The following is a 19,318-nucleotide window of genomic DNA, read 5'->3' as shown; positions in this document are numbered from 1 at the left end:
CGAAAAACGTCTGAACAACGCGATCAACCAGTCAGCCCGCGTTATCGTTGACGTCCATCGCGAGCAAGCTCGCTCCCACAGAAGAGCAAAAAGCAGAGCATCCCGCATCACCGCATCGCTTCTCACCACTCAACAGGCCGAGCGTTAGCTCGCCTGCAGCTTTTGATCTTGATCCACCCGCCCCCTCGGCAGGCTGAGTGGAGGTGTTCATCCGGGGATTGGCGCGCAGCGCCGTTCGACGCAGTCGAACACATCGCATGTAGGTGCCAGCGAAGCCAACCGGAGGGCGATGCCCCCGGATGAATGCCGGAGCGAAGGAACCCCGAGCCCTGGCGAGGGGCCGTACGTTCGGGGCGAGACTTTTTGGTTCCTTTTGTGTCGTTTGACAAAAGGGACTCGCCGTAAGGGCGAAACCGCCAGCTGCCGTTACCGCAGCAATGGATATGCCCCCCCAAAAAAACCCGGACGAAGCCAATTTCCCAAGATGAAACCAGCCTCCAGCCCCTTGCTCCCCCGCCCACGCCGACTAACATCAAACAAAAGGAAAATATCTCCATCCCGCCCCTCAAGTTGAAGGACTCGACAACCGACACAGTACTAATAGGCTAACTCGCCAGGTCAACTGCAAATCGGCCAAGCAGCAGGCAAAATCCCCCAAGGATGATTGTCCCTTTGACTGCCATCACGGGATTGCCAATACTCATGGCAACTTGATGCTACCCGCACGGAACAAGGAATAACCCTTTGAAGCTGGAACTCAAGAACAGCTTGTCGGTGAAGTTGCTCCGGGTCGTACTCCTGTCGGCATTGATCGTCGGCGTGGTCTTGAGCTGCGCGCAGATTGTGTTCGATGCCTATAAAACACGCCAGGCCGTCGCCAGCGATGCCGAACGCATCCTCGACATGTTTCGCGACCCCTCGACCCAGGCCGTCTACAGCCTGGACCGGGAAATGGGCATGCAGGTGATCGAAGGCCTGTTTCAGGACGCCGCCGTCCGCAAGGCCTCCATCGGCCATCCCAACGAAGCCATGCTCGCGCAAAAAACCCGCGAATTGCAGCACTCCCACAGCCGCTGGCTGACCGACCTGATTCTTGGCAAGGAACGCACCTTCACCACCCAACTGGTCGGTCGCGGGCCCTACAGTGAGTATTACGGTGACCTGAGCATCACCCTCGATACCGCCACCTACGGCCAAGGGTTCATTGTCAGCTCGGTGATCATCTTCATTTCCGGCGTCCTGCGCGCACTCGCCATGGGACTGGTGTTGTACCTGGTCTACCACTGGCTGCTGACCAAGCCGCTGTCGCGGATCATCGAGCACCTCACGGAAATCAATCCGGATCGTCCCAGCGAACACAAGATTCCGCTGCTCAAGGGCCACGAGAACAACGAACTGGGCATCTGGATCAACACCGCCAACCAGTTGCTCGAATCCATCGAACGCAATACCCATCTGCGCCACGAAGCGGAAAACAGCCTGGTGCGCATGTCCCAGTACGATTTCCTGACGGGGCTGCCGAACCGGCAGCAATTGCAGCAGCAACTGGACAAGATCCTCATCGACGCCGGCAAATTGCAGCGCCGGGTCGCGGTGTTGTGTGTCGGCCTCGATGACTTCAAGGGCATCAACGAGCAGTTCAGCTACCAGACCGGCGACCAGTTGCTGCTGGCCCTGGCCGATCGCCTGCGCGGTCATAGCGGTCGCCTGGGCGCCCTTGCCCGCCTCGGCGGCGACCAGTTCGCCCTTGTCCAGGCCGATATCGAGCAGCCCTACGAAGCCGCCGAGCTGGCGCAAAGCATTCTCGATGACCTGGAAGCGGCGTTTGCCCTCGATCATCAGGAGATCCGCCTGCGCGCCACTATCGGCATCACCCTGTTCCCCGAGGACGGCAACAGCACCGAGAAGTTGCTGCAAAAGGCCGAGCAGACCATGACGCTGGCCAAGACCCGTTCGCGCAACCGCTATCAGTTCTATATCGCCAGCGTCGATACCGAAATGCGTCGCCGCCGCGAGCTGGAAAAAGACCTGCGCGATGCGTTGATCCGCAATCAGTTCTACCTCGTCTATCAACCGCAGATCAGCTACCGCGACAACCGCGTGGTGGGCGTCGAAGCCCTGATTCGCTGGCAACACCCCGAGCACGGTATGGTGCCGCCGGACCTGTTCATCCCGCTGGCCGAACAGAACGGCACCATCATCGCCATCGGCGAATGGGTGCTGGACCAGGCCTGCAAACAACTACGCGAGTGGCATGACCAGGGCTTCTCCGACCTGCGCATGGCGGTGAACCTGTCTACGGTTCAATTGCACCACGCCGAACTGCCACGGGTGGTCAACAACCTGCTGCAGATGTACCGCCTGCCACCGCGCAGCCTGGAGCTGGAAGTCACCGAAACCGGCCTGATGGAAGACATCAGCACCGCGGCCCAGCACTTGCTCAGCCTGCGCCGCTCCGGCGCGCTGATCGCCATCGACGATTTCGGAACCGGCTATTCGTCCTTGAGCTATCTCAAGAGCCTGCCTCTGGACAAGATCAAGATCGACAAGAGCTTCGTCCAGGACCTGCTCGATGACGACGACGATGCGACCATCGTTCGCGCCATCATCCAGCTGGGCAAAAGCCTGGGCATGCAGGTGATTGCCGAGGGCGTGGAAACCGCCGAGCAAGAGGCCTACATCATTTCCGAAGGCTGCCACGAAGGTCAGGGCTATCACTACAGCAAACCGTTGCCGGCACGGGAACTGGGTCTGTACCTGAAGCAGGCCCAACGCAGTAATGCCGCTATCTTGTAACCTCCTGTAGGAGCGAGCCTGCTCGCGATGGTCGTGAACGATAACGCGTTCATCCTGGATGGGCGCGTTGCTCTCAAGATCATCGCGAGCGCGCTCGCTCCTACAGTGAGGGTTGCAAGCCTCGCTCTGTGAATAAGAAATATTTACAGGTACAACCCTTTACACATAATGCGAAAGATTTGCATTATGTCGCAGTTTTGCGTGTGCATAGCACGACTCCACCCCTATCGAAGCAGGATGTTCGCCATGATTCGTATGCCTCTGGCTACCGCCAGTCTGTTGGCCATCGCTATTTCCCTCGCCGGTTGCGGCGAAGGTAAAGACCAAGAAAAAGCTGCCGCGCCAGCTGCCAGCACTGCAGCTGCCCCGGCTGCTCCAGCCACTGCGCCTGCCGCTGCCGGTAAGGTCGACGAAGCTGCCGCCAAAGCCGTTGTCGCCCATTACGCCGACATCGTTTTCGCCGTTTACAGCGATGCCGAATCCACCGCGAAGACCCTGCAAACCGCCGTAGACGCCTTCCTCGCCAAGCCGAACGCCGACACCCTCAAAGCCGCCAAGGCTGCCTGGGTTGCCGCTCGCGTGCCTTACCTGCAGAGCGAAGTGTTCCGTTTCGGCAACACCATCGTTGACGACTGGGAAGGTCAGCTGAACTCTTGGCCGCTGGACGAAGGCCTGATCGACTACGTCGACAAATCCTATGAACACGCCCTGGGCAACCCGGGTGCCACTGCCAACATCATCGCCAACACTCAAGTGCAGATCGGCGAAGACAAGGTCGATGTCAAAGACATCACCCCGGAAAAACTCGCCAGCCTGAACGAGCTGGGCGGTTCCGAGGCCAACGTCGCCACTGGCTACCACGCCATCGAATTCCTGCTCTGGGGCCAGGACCTGAACGGCACCGGCCCTGGCGCCGGCAACCGTCCGGCTTCGGACTACCTGGAAGGCAAAGGCGCTACCGGCGGTCACAATGATCGTCGTCGTGCCTACCTGAAGTCCGTGACCCAGCTGCTGGTCAGCGATCTGGAAGAAATGGTCGGTAACTGGAAGCCGAACGTGGCCGACAACTACCGCGCCACCCTGGAAGCAGAACCGGCTGAAACCGGCCTGCGCAAAATGCTGTTCGGCATGGGCAGCCTGTCCCTGGGCGAACTGGCGGGCGAGCGCATGAAGGTTTCCCTGGAAGCCAACTCCCCGGAAGACGAACAGGATTGCTTCAGCGACAACACCCACAACTCGCACTTCTACGATGCCAAGGGCATTCGTAACGTGTACCTGGGTGAATACACTCGCGTCGATGGCACCAAAATGACCGGCGCCAGCCTGTCGTCCCTGGTGGCCAAAGCCGACCCGGCTGCCGACACCGCGCTCAAGGACGACCTGGCCGCCACTGAAGCCAAGCTTCAGGTCATGGTCGACCACGCCAACAAGGGCGAGCACTACGACCAGTTGATCGCTGCCGGCAACACCGCAGGCAACCAGATCGTCCGTGACGCCATCGCTTCCCTGGTCAAGCAGACCGGTTCGATCGAAGCCGCCGCTGGCAAACTGGGCATCAACGACCTGAACCCGGACAACGCTGATCACGAGTTCTGATCAACGCTGGCTGAATGAAAAAGGCGACCTTCGGGTCGCCTTTTTCTTGTCTGCCCGGATGTGCCCCCCCTGTAGGAGCGAGCTTGCTCGCGATGAATTTGAAGGCAACGCATTTTTCCAGTCAGCACGCGTCACCGTTCACGTCCATCGCGAGCAAGCTCGCTCCTACACAGGGGATCGTGGTTTGCAGATAGACTCTTGCCCCACATCAAGCAAACGATAATTCCTCTTATTCAAATTCCCATCCCCTGTTAGACTTTGCGCCCTTGTTTTGCTCGTCTTGCAGGATGTCTGATGCCCCCGCTGCCTCTTCGCTTGTCCGCACTGTTTCTGGCCCTGGGCCTGAGTGCCTGCGATGACGCCCCGAAATTCACCCGGGCCGAACCCGGTGAAGCCCGCTCCGGCGGCAGTGCGACGGTGCGCAAGACCGATCAGAACTCGTTTTCCATGCCCTCGGCGAACCTGCCGCCATCACGGCGTGTGGATTTCAGTGTCGGCAACAGCTTCTTCCGCAGCCCTTGGGTGATCGCCCCGTCGACGACGACCGCTCGCGATGGTCTCGGTCCACTGTTCAACACCAATGCCTGCCAGGGCTGCCACATCAAGGACGGCCGCGGCCATCCGCCGACGCCCGACGATGTGAACGCGGTGTCGATGCTGGTACGCCTGTCGATTCCCGACGCCCCGGCGTATGCCAAGGTCATCGAACAGCTCGGCGTGGTGCCGGAGCCCGTCTACGGCGGCCAGTTCCAGGACATGTCCGTACCCGGCGTGGCCCCCGAAGGCAAAGTGCGGGTCGATTACACCCCCGTGCCGGTGCGCTTCAAGGACGGCACCGAAGTCGAGTTACGCAAACCGAGCCTGAACATCACCCAGCTGGGTTACGGCCCGATGCACCCCGACACCCGTTTCTCGGCCCGCGTGGCGCCGCCAATGATTGGCCTGGGCCTGCTCGAAGCGATCCCCGAGGAGGCGATCCTGGCCAACGCCGAGGCACAGGCCAAGGCGAACAACGGCATCAGCGGGCGACCGAACCGGGTCTGGGATGACGCTCTGAAAAAGACCGTTCTGGGACGATTTGGCTGGAAAGCCGGACAACCGAACCTCAATCAACAGAATGTCCACGCGTTTTCGGGAGATATGGGGCTCACAACCAGCCTTAGACCCCTTGATGACTGCACGGACGCGCAAACGGCCTGCAAACAGGCACCCAGTGGCAACGGCCCCGATGGCGAGCCGGAAGTCAGCGACAACATCCTGCGCCTGGTGCTGTTCTACAGCCGCAACCTTGCCGTACCGGCCCGCCGTGACGTCAACGCCCCTGAAGTACTGGCCGGCAAGACCCTGTTTTATCAGGCCGGTTGCCAGTCCTGTCACACACCGAAATACACCACCGCCGCCAACGCCGCCGAACCTGAACTGGCCAATCAAGTGATTCGCCCGTACAGCGATCTGCTGCTGCATGACATGGGCGACGGCCTGGCCGACAACCGTAGCGAATTCCAGGCCAGCGGCCGCGAATGGCGCACCCCGCCGTTATGGGGCATCGGCCTGACACAGGCGGTCAGCGGCCACACCCAGTTCCTGCACGACGGCCGCGCCCGCAACCTGCTCGAAGCCGTGCTCTGGCATGGCGGCGAGGCGACTGCGGCGCAACAACAGGTTTTGTCTTTCAATGCCGAGCAACGCGCTGCGTTGCTGGCGTTCCTGAATTCCCTTTAACACGCATTCCACTCGCGGGAGCCCGACATGTTCCGTCCCAAACTGTTGTTCACCAGCCTTGCCGCCCTCGCCCTGGGCGCCTGCTCGCCCCAGGACCCGCAAGCGGTCACGTCGGCGGCCATTGCCAAGTCGGTGATCCTGCCGACCTACACCCGCTGGGTTGAGGCCGACCGTCAATTGGCGGTCAGCGCCCTCGCCTACTGCGAAGGCAAGGAAACCCTGGAAACCGCCCGTGCCGACTTCCTGCATGCGCAAAAAGCCTGGGCCGAGCTGCAACCATTGCTGATCGGACCGTTGGCCGAAGGCAACCGTTCGTGGCAAGTCCAGTTCTGGCCGGACAAGAAAAACCTGGTTGGCCGTCAGGTCGAGCAACTGATCACCGCCCAGCCGCAAATCGATGCCGCCGCCCTGGCCAAGTCCAGCGTCGTGGTACAGGGGCTCTCGGCCTACGAATACATCCTGTTCGACAGCAAGCCTGACGTGGCCAACGCTGAGCAGAAGAGCAAATACTGCCCGCTGCTGGTCGCCATCGGCGAACGCCAGAAGCAATTGGCCGAAGAAATTCTGCAAACCTGGAACAACACCGACGGCATGCTCGCGCAAATGAGCAAGTTCCCGAACCAGCGCTACGCGGACTCCCATGAGGCGATCGCCGATCTGCTGCGCGTGCAAGTCACCGCCATCGACACCCTGAAGAAAAAACTCGGCACGCCGATGGGCCGCCAGAGCAAGGGCGTGCCGCAACCGTTCCAGGCCGATGCATGGCGCAGCCAGGCGTCCCTGACCAGCCTCGAAGCCAGCCTCGCGGCCGCCAGGACCGTGTGGGAAGGTGTGGATAACAAAGGCCTGCGCGGCCTGTTGCCGAGCGAGCAGAAGCCGTTGGCCGACAAGATCGATGCAGCCTATGCCGCCTCGCTGAAACTGTTCGCCGGCAACCAGCGCTCGCTGACCGACATGCTCAATGACGAGGCTGGCCGCCAGCAACTCAACGAGCTGTATGACAGTCTCAACGTCGTCCATCGCCTGCACGAGGCCGATCTGGCCAAGGCACTGGGCATCCAGCTGGGCTTCAACGCCAACGACGGTGACTGATGAGGGCCGGTTCCATGCTGCGACGCCAGGTTCTGACATTAGGTAGTTTGCTGCTGGGTGCAGTGACGCTGGGCGGCTGGAAGCTGTTCAAGCAAAAGGACAGGAGTCCGTTGTTGCTTTCGGCACGGGACGACACCGACGGCCAGCATTACGCCGTCGGTTATCGGCTCGATGGCACCCAAGTGTTCGCCACCCGGGTCGGCCAGCGTTGCCACGACATCATCAACCACCCGACACAGCCGATTGCGCTGTTCGTCGCTCGCCGTCCGGGCACCGAGAGCTACCTGATCGACCTGCGCGACGGCGCGCTCCTGCAAACCGTGGTGTCACAGCCGAACCGGCACTTCTACGGGCACGCGGTCATTCACCACAGCGGCGACTGGCTGTACGCCACGGAAAACGACACCTCCGATCCGGGGCGCGGCCTGCTCGGCGTGTATAAGTTCGAAGGCGAACGGCTGGTGCACAGTGGTGAGATTTCCACCCACGGCCTCGGTCCGCATCAGGTGTCGTGGATGCCCGATGGCGAAACCCTGGTGGTGGCCAACGGCGGGATTCGCACCGAGGCCGAAAGCCGGGTGGAGATGAACCTCAGCGCCATGGAACCGAGCCTGGTCCTGATGCACCGCGACGGCACCCTGCTGAGCAAGGAAACCCTCGCCCAGCAGATGAACAGCGTGCGTCATCTGGCCATCGCCAGCGACGGCACCATCGTCGCCAGCCAGCAGTTCATGGGTGCAGCCCACGAGTCGTCGGAGTTGCTGGCGATCAAGCGCCCCGGTCAGCCCTTCGTCGCGTTCCCGGTACCCGAGCACCAGTTGCAGGCCATGGGACACTACACCGCCAGCGTCGCAATACACAGCGACTTGCGCCTGGTGGCGTTGACCGCACCGCGGGGCAACCGCTTTTTCATCTGGGACCTGGACAGCGGTGAAGTACGCCTGGACGCGCCACTGCCCGATTGCGCCGGGGTCGGTGCCGTGGCCGATGGTTTTGTCGTGACCTCGGGACAGGGGCGCTGCCGCTACTACGATTGCCGCCAGACAAACCTCGTTGCAAAACCGCTGGAGCTACCCGCAGGGCTCTGGGACAACCATCTGCATCTGATGGCCTGAATCATTGAAAAGATCGCCGGCCTGGGCCGCGCCTGCATCGGGATGACGTACACCCCGCAGGCGAGAACCGAGACGGCGAATCTTTTCAGGCTTTCACCCCTCTAATACCTCACTACCTGTAAAAACGGCAGTTGGATTTACCCTCTACACTCGCGGTAATGTTCCCTGCTGTCTCACCTGATTTTCTCCAAGGAACTGGAATATGCTGCGTCGCCGCATGCTGATCATGTTGGGTGTGGTTCTATTGATTGTGCTGGTCCTGGCCGCGTACAAAGCCTTCTCGATCTATACGATGGTTCAAGGCTTCTCTGTGCCCAGACCCGCCGTCAGCGTTGCCGTGGCCACCGCCACCGAGCGCCCATGGCAAGCCCGCCTGCCTACCGTTGGCACGCTCAAGGCATTGCAGGGGGTGGACCTGAGCCTGGAGACCGATGGCACCGTCATCGATCTCCAGTTCGAGTCGGGGCAGAAGGTCAAGGCCGGCCAACCACTCCTGCGCCTCGACAGCGCCGTTGAAAGTGCCCTGCTGGAAACTGCTCTGGCCGACCTCGGGTTGGCACAGCTTGATTACGGTCGCGGTAGCCAACTGGTCGGCAGCCAGGCCATTTCCAAAGGCGAATTCGACCGACTTTCGGCGGTGCTGAAAAAGAGCAAGGCCACGGTCAATCAACTCAAGGCTGCGCTCGGCAAAAAAAGCATCATCGCGCCGTTCAGCGGCACCATTGGCATTCGTCAGGTGGACGTTGGCGACTACATGGCCAGTGGCACCATGATCGCCACCCTGCAAGACCTCAGTAGCCTGTATGTCGACTTTTTTGTGCCCGAGCAGTCGGTGCCGAAGATTGCGCTCGGCCAGCCAGTGCAGGTCATTGTCGCGGCGTATCCGACCGTGGAGTACCCCGGCACCATCAGTGCAATCAACCCTAAAGTCGAGAACAGCACACGTAACGTGCAGGTCCGCGCCACCCTGGCCAACCCCGACGGCAAGTTGATGCCAGGCATGTTCGCCAGCCTCCAGGTGCTCCTGCCCGACCCGCAACCGCGCATCGTGGTGCCGGAAAGCGCGATTACCTACACGCTCTACGGCAACTCGGTGTATGTGGCCGTACCAAAGAAAGCCGAGGATGGCAGCCTGGTAAAGGACGACAAGGGCCAACCGGTGCTGATCGCCGAACGGCGGTTTGTCGAGACCGGCGAACGCCGCGATGGGCAAGTGATGATCACCAAAGGCGTGCAGAGCGGCGAGAAAGTGGTGACCGCCGGCCAGCTCAAACTGGATAACGGCTCACGCATTGCCATCAGCGACGACAAGACCCTGGCCGGGCAGAACAGCCAGCCACGCGCGGACTGATCAAGGAATTCCCATGGCTTTTACCGACCCGTTCATCCGCCGTCCGGTTCTCGCTACCGTGGTCAGTCTGTTGATTGTACTGCTGGGCTTTCAGGCCTGGAGCAAGCTGCCGCTACGCCAGTACCCGCAAATGGAAAACGCCCTGATCACGGTGACCACCGCCTACCCCGGGGCCAACGCCGAGACCATCCAGGGTTACATCACCCAACCGATGCAGCAAAGCCTGGCCAGCGCCGAGGGCATCGACTACATGACCTCGGTCAGTCGCCAGAATTTCTCGGTGATCTCGATCTACGCGCGCGTCGGCGCCAATAGCGACCGTCTGTTTACCGAACTGCTGGCCAAGGCCAACGAGGTCAAGAACCAGCTGCCCCAGGACGCTGAAGACCCGGTGCTGAGCAAAGAATCGGCCGATGCGTCAGTGCTGATGTACATCAGCTACTTCAGCAAGGAGTTGAGCAACCCGCAGATTACCGATTACCTGTCACGGGTGATCCAGCCCAAGCTGGCGACCTTGCCCGGCATGGCCGAAGCCGAGATCCTCGGTAACCAGGTATTTGCCATGCGCCTGTGGCTGGACCCGATGAAGCTGGCGGGTTTCGGCCTCAGTGCCAGCGATGTGACCAATGCGGTGCGCCAGTACAACTTCCTCTCTGCCGCAGGCGAAGTGAAGGGCGAATACGTGGTCACCAGCATCAACGCCAATACCGAACTCAAGTCCGCCGAAGCCTTCGGGACGATTCCGCTCAAGGTCGATGGCGACAGCCGAGTGTTGCTGCGGGATGTGGCGCGCGTGGAAATGGGTGCGGAGAACTACGACTCCATCAGCTCGTTCGGTGGCACCCCGTCGGTGTACATCGGCATCAAGGCGACGCCCGGCGCCAACCCGCTGGAAGTGATCAAGGAAGTGCGCAAGATCATGCCGGACCTGCAGGCCCAGCTACCGCCGAACCTGAAAGGTGAAATCGCCTACGACGCCACTCTGTTCATCCAGGCCTCGATCGACGAAGTGGTGAAGACCCTGTTCGAAGCGGTGCTGATCGTGATTGTGGTGGTGTTCCTGTTCCTCGGTGCCCTGCGCTCGGTGGTGATCCCGGTGGTGACCATCCCGCTGTCGATGATCGGCGTCATGTTCTTCATGCAGATGATGGGGTACTCGATCAACCTGCTCACCCTGCTGGCGATGGTATTGGCCATCGGCCTGGTGGTGGACGATGCCATCGTGGTGGTGGAAAACATTCACCGTCACATCGAGGAAGGCAAGACACCGCTCGAGGCCGCCATTGAAGGCGCCCGGGAAATCGCCATGCCGGTGGTTTCGATGACCATCACCCTGGCGGCGGTGTATGCACCGATCGGCTTCCTGACCGGCCTGACCGGGGCGCTGTTCAAGGAGTTCGCCCTGACCCTGGCCGGCGCGGTGGTGATTTCCGGTATCGTCGCCCTGACCCTGTCGCCGATGATGTGTGCGTTTCTGCTGCGTCACGACGAGAACCCCAGCGGCCTGGCCCATCGCTTGGACATGATTTTCGAACGCCTCAAGCGCCGCTACCAGAGCCTGCTTCATGGCACCCTCAACACCCGGCCGGTGGTGCTGGTGTTCGCCGTGATCGTGTTGTGCCTGATTCCGGTCCTTCTCAACTTCACCAAATCGGAACTGGCGCCGGATGAGGACCAGGGCATCATTTTCATGATTGCCAACGCCCCGCAACCGACCAACCTCGACTACCTGAACACCTACACCGACGAGTTCGTCTCGATCTTCAAGGCGTTTCCCGAGTACTACTCGTCGTTCCAGATCAACGGTTTCAACGGCGTGCAATCGGGCATCGGCGGTTTCCTGCTCAAGCCATGGGACGATCGCAGTCGAACGCAAATGGCGATCCTGCCCGAGGTGCAAGCCAAACTGGAAAAGATCCCGGGGCTGCAGATCTTCGGCTTCAACCTGCCGTCGCTGCCGGGCACCGGCGAAGGCGTGCCGTTCCAGTTCGTCATCAACTCCGCCAACGATTACGAATTGCTGCTGCAGGTGGTCGACCGGGTAAAAAAACGTGCGAAGGAATCCGGCAAGTTTGCGTTTGTCCACGTTGACCTGGCCTTCGACAAGCCGGAAGTGGTGGTGGATATCGACCGCGCCAAGGCTGCGCAGATGGGGGTTTCCATGCAGGACCTGGGGGGAACCCTGGCGACCCTGCTGGGTGAAGGCGAGATCAACCGATTCACCATTGAAGGTCGCAGCTACAAGGTCATTGCCCAGGTCGAGCGGCCGTTCCGTGACAATCCGGACTGGCTGAACAATTACTACGTGAAAAACACCAAGGGTGAACTGTTGGCGTTGTCGACCCTGATCACCGTCACCGACCGTGCCCGACCGAGACAGCTGAACCAGTTCCAGCAACTCAACTCGGCCATCCTGTCCGGCGTGCCGCTGGTGAGCATGGGGGAAGCCATCGACCTCGTGCGCCAGATCGCCCGGGAAGAGGCACCCGCCGGTTTTGCCTTCGACTACGCCGGCGCATCGAGGCAGTACGTTCAGGAAGGCAGTGCCCTGTGGGTCACCTTTGCCCTGGCGCTGGCGATCATTTTCCTGGTGCTGGCGGCCCAGTTCGAAAGCTTCCGCGACCCGCTGGTGATCCTGGTCACCGTGCCCCTGTCTATCTGCGGTGCATTGATTCCGCTGTTCCTGGGCTGGTCGAGCATGAACATCTATACCCAGGTCGGGCTGGTGACCTTGATCGGGCTGATCAGCAAGCACGGCATTCTGATCGTCGAGTTCGCCAACCAGTTACGCAAGGACAAGGGCCTGACCGCACGGGAAGCGGTGGAGGAAGCAGCGGCCATCCGGCTGCGTCCGGTCTTGATGACCACGGCGGCAATGGTGTTCGGCATGGTGCCATTGATCATCGCCAGCGGTGCTGGCGCGGTCAGCCGGTTCGACATCGGCACGGTCATCGCGACCGGCATGTCGATCGGCACACTGTTCACCTTGTTTGTATTGCCTTGCGTCTACACCTTGCTGGCCAAGCCGGATAAACCCTGATGCAGAAAAACCTGTGGGAGCCCGAAGTCAGGGCAACAAAAAAAGGCCTCGCATCAGCGAGGCCTTTCATTTTGGCTTCAATCGGTTCAACTCTGCGGCCTCAATCCCTGAGAAAGTCCGAACATGAACAGCAACAAGTCATGATCGGGTCGAGTGGCCACGGATGCCTTGGCAATCCGTGGCAACGGACAATGTTCTTCTGCGTTTATCGAGCTGAGAACCTGGGGGCGTGGTTGCTCCCAGGTTGCCATCGCGATCGATGCAACTGCCAAGGCTCCTACCAGAAACAAACCTCGTGCAATTTCGAGTTTCATCGCTATAAACCCTTGATAGCGCTGCCAAACGCCGTCTCATAAAAGTAGATGAGTTTTTCCCAGTCTGCGTCGCTGAACGACGAGTGGCGACGCAATTGCTTCATGTCATGGACAGCTGCGCGATGGGCCGTCAAACGCTGTCGGCATTTCTCCAGATCGATCAGGGCCACTTCGACCTTGGCCGTCTCGCCCTCACCGGTCACGCGAACGAATACGTGCTTGTCGTAAATACATCCGTGCTGCCAGCGGCCCTTATGCATGCGAGCCAGGTTTTCAGCCAGGTCCTTGAGCACTCGTTCGTTTATGGCTTCACCATGACGCTCGCGACCGCCACCGGCGTACCAGCGATCGATTTCCTCGAAGCCGTCCAGCGACTTGGTGACCAGCAAGGCACGCCACTTGTGCACAGGATCGCGCTGTGCGCCACAGAAAACGATTTCCGGAACCCGTACGCCAAGCGCGGTCACACCGGTGAGCGCAGCATGCTCGCGCATGACCGTCGGCCGCCCGAAAGGGTGCTGCAAGCTACGATGGATATGCCCGGTCTGGCGCTTGACGTAGAGCAGTTGACCATCACTGCCCATCAGGCGTTGAACGCCGCTTTCCCCGCCGCGACGGACGTTGGGTTCTTCTACCCATTCACCGCGCTGATTCCAAAAGTAATCGAAGCGGTCCTGGGGAACGACTTCCGTTTCTGCTGCACACTGCACTGCCATCCTGTTACCTCTTGCGTAATACGTAAACTCGCCACATGGCATAGAGCGGCAAAAAGTCCAGTTGTTCCTGGATTCGGAAACCCGCCTGCTCAAATTCCTTCTCTACGGTAGCGGCCGGTAACACAAACCGGTTTTGGTAACCTTCCTGCCCACGGGTTTTCTCCGAACGCTTGCGTTTCCAGGCCTTGAAGTTGCCATCGACCCACAGCGAAAGGATCACGCTGTCGCGGGAAACCCGCTCGAATTCACGCAAAATAGCCATGCGATGCTTGGCTTCACCGACGTGGTGGAGCAAACGCATGCAAAAAATGCTGTCGACGGCGTTGTCCGGCAAGGCGATGTCGAATACAGATGTGTGCAAGGGTTGTACCCGCTTCACCACATCGGCAGGTTGCGCCTGGGTTGCGACCTTCAGCATGGACGGCGAGTTATCGGCACCGATGATCACACGGTTGGATTTTTCCGCCAACAAGGGCCAAAAGCGCCCTGCACCACAAGGCAAATCGAGGACCAGACCAGGCTCGCCAACCAGGGCCAGTGCCTTGCGCGCCAGTTGTTCGTCACGCCAGTGGGACAATCGACGGCCGAGACCTTCCTGGTGTTTGCGCAAATAGCGTTGCGCGTGTTGATCGTCGTACTTTTCGGAAAAATCGAGCTTGATCGGGCCGTCCATCATCAGGTCTCCTGAACTTCTGATAGCAGCTACCTTAGATTTTGTAGTGTCGGCGTCTGGTCATCCATTTGTGAAAATATCGTTATGGGAAAACCTGAAATATTACAGGGTTTTACGGAGTTGACAGGGTTTGCTGGACGCCTGACTTAACAGATCAAGTTCGGGACAGCTCCACCTGAAAACGGCAGCCACTGGGCTCCATCGTAGTCAGGCTGACGCTCCAGCCCTGGTTTTCACAAATCCGCTGCACCAGTGAAAGCCCCAGGCCCAAGCCTTCCCCGCGTTTTTCAGTGCCCCGAACGAAGGGTTCGAACATCGCCTCGCGTTTTTCTTCGGGAATGCCCACACCGCTGTCTTCGACCAGAAATCCCGTGCCCGTCAGGCTCAGGCGGATGAAGCCCCGTTCTGTGTAGTGCAAGGCGTTGCGCAGCAAGTTACCCATCACCGCGTGCAGGAGCGTCGCATTGTAGCCCTTGGCCTCAGGGTTGCCCGGTTCGAAGATCAGTTTCAACCCTTTGCTTTCAATGGGGCCGCGCCACAGACCGACCAGGCCCTCGGCTACCTGGCCCAAGGGCTGCTGCGGCGACATGCTGTTGTCTTCGCGCTTGGCGCGGGCCAGCATCAGGAAGGTTTGCACCAGCTCACGCATTTCTTCACATGCCCGGGCAATGCGCTCGACCTGGGCGCGACCGCGCTGATCGAGACCTGGGTTTTCCAGCAACAACTCGCAGGAACTGGCCAGGATCATCAGGGGCGTACGCAATTCGTGGCTGACGTCGCTGGTGAACAAACGCTCGCGGGTCAGGGCCTGACGCAAGCGCCCGAGGGTGGCGTCGAAGGCCACGGCCAGCTCGCCCACTTCGTCGGCGGCATAATCCGGAGCCAAGGGAGGAGCCAAACCCAGCAGTTGATCGCGATGGCGCACCTGGCGGGCCAGCCGTACCACCGGCGCCATGACCTTGCGTGCCAGCACCCAGCCGAGAAATACAGCCAGTGCCAGGCTCAGTACGAAACCCACCAGCACCACGGCAAACAGCACCCGCTCGCGCTCTTCAAAATCGCTCTGGTCCTGCAACAGCACGTAACGTCGGCCGTCGACGATTTCGACCATGGCGTGGTACGACAGGTTTTCGCGGAACACTTCGTGGAAACCCGGCTCCAGATGCCGCAAATCCTTGGGCAAATTGAAATCGCCAGGCCCGTTGCTGAAGTAGAACAATTGGTCCGGTTCGGGTCGGTGGCTCCAGTCCGTGACATTGTCCATCAGCAACAGGCGCTGCAAATCGCCGCCCAGACCGGCCGAAATCAGTTTTTCCTCCACCAGGTGCACGGTCGCCACGATGCCCATGGCAAAGGCACCCGCCACCAGTGCGCTCATCAGCGCAAAGGCAATGATGATGCGTTGAGCAAGGCTCTGCTTAAACTCCATCACGGCCCTCGGCCAGGCGATACCCCACACCGTGCACGGTTTGCAGTAATGGTTTGGCGAACGGCTTGTCGATCACCTGGCGCAGTTGGTGGACATGACTGCGCAGGCTGTCGCTGTCCGGGCAGTCGTCGCCCCAGAGCGCTTCTTCAAGAATTTCACGGCGCAACACATGAGGGCTTTTCTGCATCAACACGGCCAGCAACTTCAGGCCGACCGGGTTGAGTTTCAGCAACCGGCCTTCGCGAGTGACTTCCAGTGTGTCGAGGTCGTAGCTCAGGTCGCCGACCTGCAAGGTCCGCCGCCCGCCGCCCTGGGTTCGGCGCATGACCGCTTCGATCCGCGCCGCCAGCTCAGACAGGGCGAACGGTTTAATCAGATAGTCATCGGCGCCGGACTTGAAGCCCTGCAGACGGTCATCCAGCTGATCGCGGGCCGTGAGCATGATCACCGGCGTTTCGCGGCGAGCATCCTCGCGCAGGCGCTTGCACAGGGTGTAGCCATCGATGCCGGGCAACATGATATCGAGCACGATCAAATCGTAGTGCTCGGTGGCCGCCAGGTGCAGGCCCGACAGACCATCCTGAGCGCAATCGACGGTATAGCCTTTGAGCCCCAGGTAATCGGCCAGGTTGGCCAGGATATCGCGGTTGTCTTCAACCAATAGAATTCGCATGGGTATCTCTCCGTCCACAGTAACGGCCGTCGTGGCCCGCGCAGCTTAAGGCGAAGTTCCGCTCAGGGCTAGGACTGAGTGAAGCGCAAAAGCGCGGAAATTGACCGATTACAGCCTTAACGAGTTTTTCACCGGCGATTCACATGCTGGCGACAGAATCGGGTTCAAACTCTGCGCGGCTGCGCATTTGAGAACATTTCACTGATCAAGGAACTAGCATGGTTTCGACCCTTGCCCGCCCTGCCCCTCGTCCGCTCAATTTCTGGGTGTGCCTTGGAGTCCCCGCCGTAGCTGCGATCATTCTGGTATTGCTCGAATTGACCAGTCTGGACATGGACCTGGCCAAGCTGTTTTACGACCCGGTCACCGGGGAGTTCATCGGACGCCACAGTTACTTCCTCGAGGACATCCTGCACGATCGCGCCAAGCAAGTGGTCATCGCCTTCTCGGTGTTTGCCATCCTCGGTTTCATCGCTTCGTTCTTCATGGCCAGGCTCAAACCGCTCAAGCGGGAACTGGGTTGCCTGGTATTGTCCCTGGGCCTGGCGACTTCCTTTGTCACGCCCATGAAAGCAGTGACCGCGGTGCAATGCCCATGGAGCCTCGAACAGTTCGGCGGTCACGAGACCTACAGCGAACTGTTGAGTCCTCGCCCGCACACCGATAAACCAGGGCGTTGCTGGCCCGGCGGCCATGCGGCCACCGGCTTCACCCTGTTTGCCCTGTTTTTCGTACTGCGTGACCGTCGCCCGCGCATGGCTCGCGCAGCGTTGGTCTTCGCCTTTGCCCTCGGCTCGGTGTTCTCCATCGGGCGGATGATGCAGGGCGCGCACTTCTTCTCGCACAACGTGTGGACGGCGGTGTTCTGCTGGCTGATTTGTTTGGGGTCGTATTACTACGTTCTGTATCGACCGGCCTTGAGGGCGGATCGCGAGGCAAGTGCAGAACCTGTCAGCGCCTGACCTGACGCCTTCGCGGGCAAGCCACGCTCCCACAGAGACGATGCAGATCCTGTGGGAGCGTGGCTTGCCCGCGATGGGCGCGACGCAATCTCCAGCCAACCCCAAATTGAAGGCAATAAAAAACCCCGCCTGCTTTCGCAGACGGGGTTTTTTCGTACAGGGGTAAGGCTGGCTTACATCATGCCGCCCATGCCGCCCATACCGCCCATGTCTGGCATACCGCCGCCAGCTGCACCTTCTTTCTTCGGTGCATCAGCAACAGCGGCTTCGGTGGTCAGGATCAGACCGCCGATCGACGATGCAGCTTGCAGCGCGGAACGGGTGACCTTGGTCGGATCCAGGATACCCATTTCGATCATGTCGCCGTATTCGCCAGTCGCAGCGTTGTAACCGAAGTTACCTTTGCCGTTCTTGACTTCGTTGACCACAACGCTTGGCTCGTCACCGCTGTTGGCAGCGATCTGACGCAGCGGTGCTTCAACGGCACGACGCAGAACAGCGATACCTACGTCCTGATCAGCGTTGTCGCCTTTCAGATCGTTCAGGGTTTGCAGAGCGCGGATCAGCGCAACGCCACCGCCAGGTACCACGCCTTCTTCAACGGCTGCACGAGTAGCGTGCAGGGCGTCTTCAACGCGGGCTTTCTTCTCTTTCATTTCAACTTCGGAACCAGCGCCAACCTTGATCACTGCAACGCCGCCGGACAGCTTGGCCAGACGCTCTTGCAGTTTTTCACGGTCGTAGTCCGAGGAAGTTTCGGCAACCTGAGCACGGATCTGAGTGATGCGTGCTTCGATGTCGCCGTGTACGCCAGCACCGTCAACGATGATGGTGTTTTCCTTGGACAGGGTCACGCGCTTGGCGCTGCCCAGGTTTTCCAGGGTTGCGCTTTCCAGGCTCAGGCCGATCTCTTCGGAGATAACGGTACCGCCGGTCAGAACGGCGATGTCCTGCAGCATGGCCTTGCGACGATCGCCGAAGCCTGGAGCCTTGACGGCTGCGACTTTAACGATGCCACGCATGTTGTTCACAACCAGAGTCGCCAGGGCTTCGCCTTCAACGTCTTCGGCCACGATCAGCAGTGGACGGCCGGCTTTGGCAACGGCTTCCAGCACTGGCAGCATTTCGCGGATGTTCGAGATTTTCTTGTCGACCAGCAGGATCAGCGGGCCGTCCAGCTCAGCGACCATGGTCTCTGGCTTGTTGACGAAGTACGGGGACAGGTAGCCACGGTCGAACTGCATGCCTTCAACAACCGACAGTTCGTTTTCCAGGCCCGAGCCTTCTTCAACGGTGATCACGCCTTCTTTACCGACTTTTTCCATGGCTTCGGCAATGATGTCGCCGATGGAGTTGTCGGAGTTGGCCGAGATGGTGCCGACCTGGGCGATAGCCTTGGTGTCAGCGCATGGCTTGGACAGGTTTTTCAGCTCTTTGACGATGGCGATGGTCGCCTTGTCGATGCCGCGCTTGAGGTCCATCGGGTTCATGCCGGCAGCGACGGCTTTCAGGCCTTCGTTGACGATCGACTGAGCCAGAACGGTAGCGGTGGTAGTACCGTCACCAGCGTCATCGTTGGCACGGGAGGCAACGTCTTTGACCAGCTGCGCGCCCATGTTTTCGAAACGGTCTTCCAGTTCGATTTCTTTTGCTACGGAAACGCCGTCCTTGGTGATGGTCGGAGCGCCGAAGCTCTTCTCGATGATCACGTTACGGCCTTTCGGGCCCAGGGTCGCTTTTACTGCGTCAGCCAGGACGTTGACGCCCTTGAGCATTTTTTTACGGGCGGAATCGCCAAACAGAACTTCTTTAGCAGCCATGATCGATATTCCTTAAATA

At 60.0% G+C, this 19,318-nt stretch carries 14 protein-coding genes; 8 read left to right on the top strand and 6 right to left on the bottom strand.

Annotated elements, in window-relative coordinates; all coding sequences use genetic code 11:
* Positions 1-744 precede the first annotated feature (744 nt).
* The 7 genes from AC1RP7_RS09995 (at position 745) to AC1RP7_RS09965 (ending at position 12,712) form a co-directional block, all read left to right on the top strand.
* A complete protein-coding gene (locus AC1RP7_RS09995; RefSeq protein ID WP_218494264.1) occupies positions 745-2,796 on the top strand; it encodes a putative bifunctional diguanylate cyclase/phosphodiesterase in 2,052 nt (683 codons plus the stop codon).
* Between the two features lie 246 nt (positions 2,797-3,042).
* Positions 3,043-4,392, top strand: coding sequence for an imelysin family protein (locus AC1RP7_RS09990; RefSeq protein WP_493181234.1), 1,350 nt, complete (start codon positions 3,043-3,045; stop codon positions 4,390-4,392).
* 294 nt (positions 4,393-4,686) lie between these two features.
* Positions 4,687-6,114: a di-heme oxidoreductase family protein gene (locus tag AC1RP7_RS09985; protein WP_493181235.1), complete on the top strand. Its 1,428-nt coding sequence runs from the start codon at positions 4,687-4,689 to the stop codon at positions 6,112-6,114.
* 27 nt (positions 6,115-6,141) lie between these two features.
* Positions 6,142-7,206 (top strand): imelysin family protein, encoded by a 1,065-nt coding sequence (locus tag AC1RP7_RS09980; RefSeq protein ID WP_493181236.1) that lies wholly within the window; start codon positions 6,142-6,144, stop codon positions 7,204-7,206.
* Between the two features lie 14 nt (positions 7,207-7,220).
* A complete protein-coding gene (locus AC1RP7_RS09975) occupies positions 7,221-8,321 on the top strand; it encodes a DUF1513 domain-containing protein (protein WP_057716568.1) in 1,101 nt (366 codons plus the stop codon).
* A 202-nt stretch (positions 8,322-8,523) separates the two neighbouring features.
* Complete coding sequence (locus tag AC1RP7_RS09970) at positions 8,524-9,672, top strand: efflux RND transporter periplasmic adaptor subunit (protein ID WP_493181238.1); 1,149 nt, start codon at positions 8,524-8,526, stop codon at positions 9,670-9,672.
* Between the two features lie 13 nt (positions 9,673-9,685).
* A complete protein-coding gene (locus AC1RP7_RS09965) occupies positions 9,686-12,712 on the top strand; it encodes a multidrug efflux RND transporter permease subunit (RefSeq protein WP_493181239.1) in 3,027 nt (1,008 codons plus the stop codon).
* Positions 12,713-12,798: 86 nt separating this feature from the next.
* Here AC1RP7_RS09965 and AC1RP7_RS09960 read toward each other — a convergent pair whose 3' ends face one another.
* From AC1RP7_RS09960 to colR, 5 genes are all read right to left on the bottom strand, one after another.
* Positions 12,799-13,026 (bottom strand): hypothetical protein, encoded by a 228-nt coding sequence (locus tag AC1RP7_RS09960; protein WP_079246712.1) that lies wholly within the window; start codon positions 13,024-13,026, stop codon positions 12,799-12,801.
* Positions 13,027-13,028: 2 nt separating this feature from the next.
* Positions 13,029-13,742 (bottom strand): lipopolysaccharide kinase InaA family protein, encoded by a 714-nt coding sequence (locus AC1RP7_RS09955; protein WP_057713452.1) that lies wholly within the window; start codon positions 13,740-13,742, stop codon positions 13,029-13,031.
* A gap of 4 nt (positions 13,743-13,746) precedes the next feature.
* On the bottom strand, positions 13,747-14,415 hold the full coding sequence (locus AC1RP7_RS09950) for a class I SAM-dependent methyltransferase (protein WP_090457527.1): 669 nt from the start codon (positions 14,413-14,415) through the stop codon (positions 13,747-13,749).
* Between the two features lie 154 nt (positions 14,416-14,569).
* Positions 14,570-15,844: a sensor histidine kinase gene (locus AC1RP7_RS09945; protein WP_057713451.1), complete on the bottom strand. Its 1,275-nt coding sequence runs from the start codon at positions 15,842-15,844 to the stop codon at positions 14,570-14,572.
* Positions 15,834-16,517 (bottom strand): two-component system response regulator ColR, encoded by a 684-nt coding sequence (gene colR / locus AC1RP7_RS09940; RefSeq protein ID WP_007985839.1) that lies wholly within the window; start codon positions 16,515-16,517, stop codon positions 15,834-15,836. Before colR ends, AC1RP7_RS09945 begins: the two co-directional genes overlap by 11 nt.
* Positions 16,518-16,735: 218 nt before the next feature.
* Here colR and AC1RP7_RS09935 point away from each other — a divergent pair, with 218 nt between their 5' ends.
* Positions 16,736-17,479, top strand: coding sequence for a phosphatase PAP2 family protein (locus tag AC1RP7_RS09935; protein WP_340313038.1), 744 nt, complete (start codon positions 16,736-16,738; stop codon positions 17,477-17,479).
* A gap of 173 nt (positions 17,480-17,652) precedes the next feature.
* On the opposite strand, the gene groL is transcribed toward AC1RP7_RS09935, so the two are convergent.
* The gene (gene groL / locus AC1RP7_RS09930; RefSeq protein ID WP_090457529.1) at positions 17,653-19,299 is read right to left on the bottom strand and encodes a chaperonin GroEL; all 1,647 of its coding nucleotides are present in this window, start codon (positions 19,297-19,299) and stop codon (positions 17,653-17,655) included.
* Positions 19,300-19,318 lie beyond the last annotated feature (19 nt).

Source organism: Pseudomonas sp. GW822-FHT01E03 (assembly GCF_058802985.1).
The sequence above is the reverse complement of the archived record's forward strand: the minus strand, read 5'-3'. Positions and strand labels throughout refer to the sequence as shown.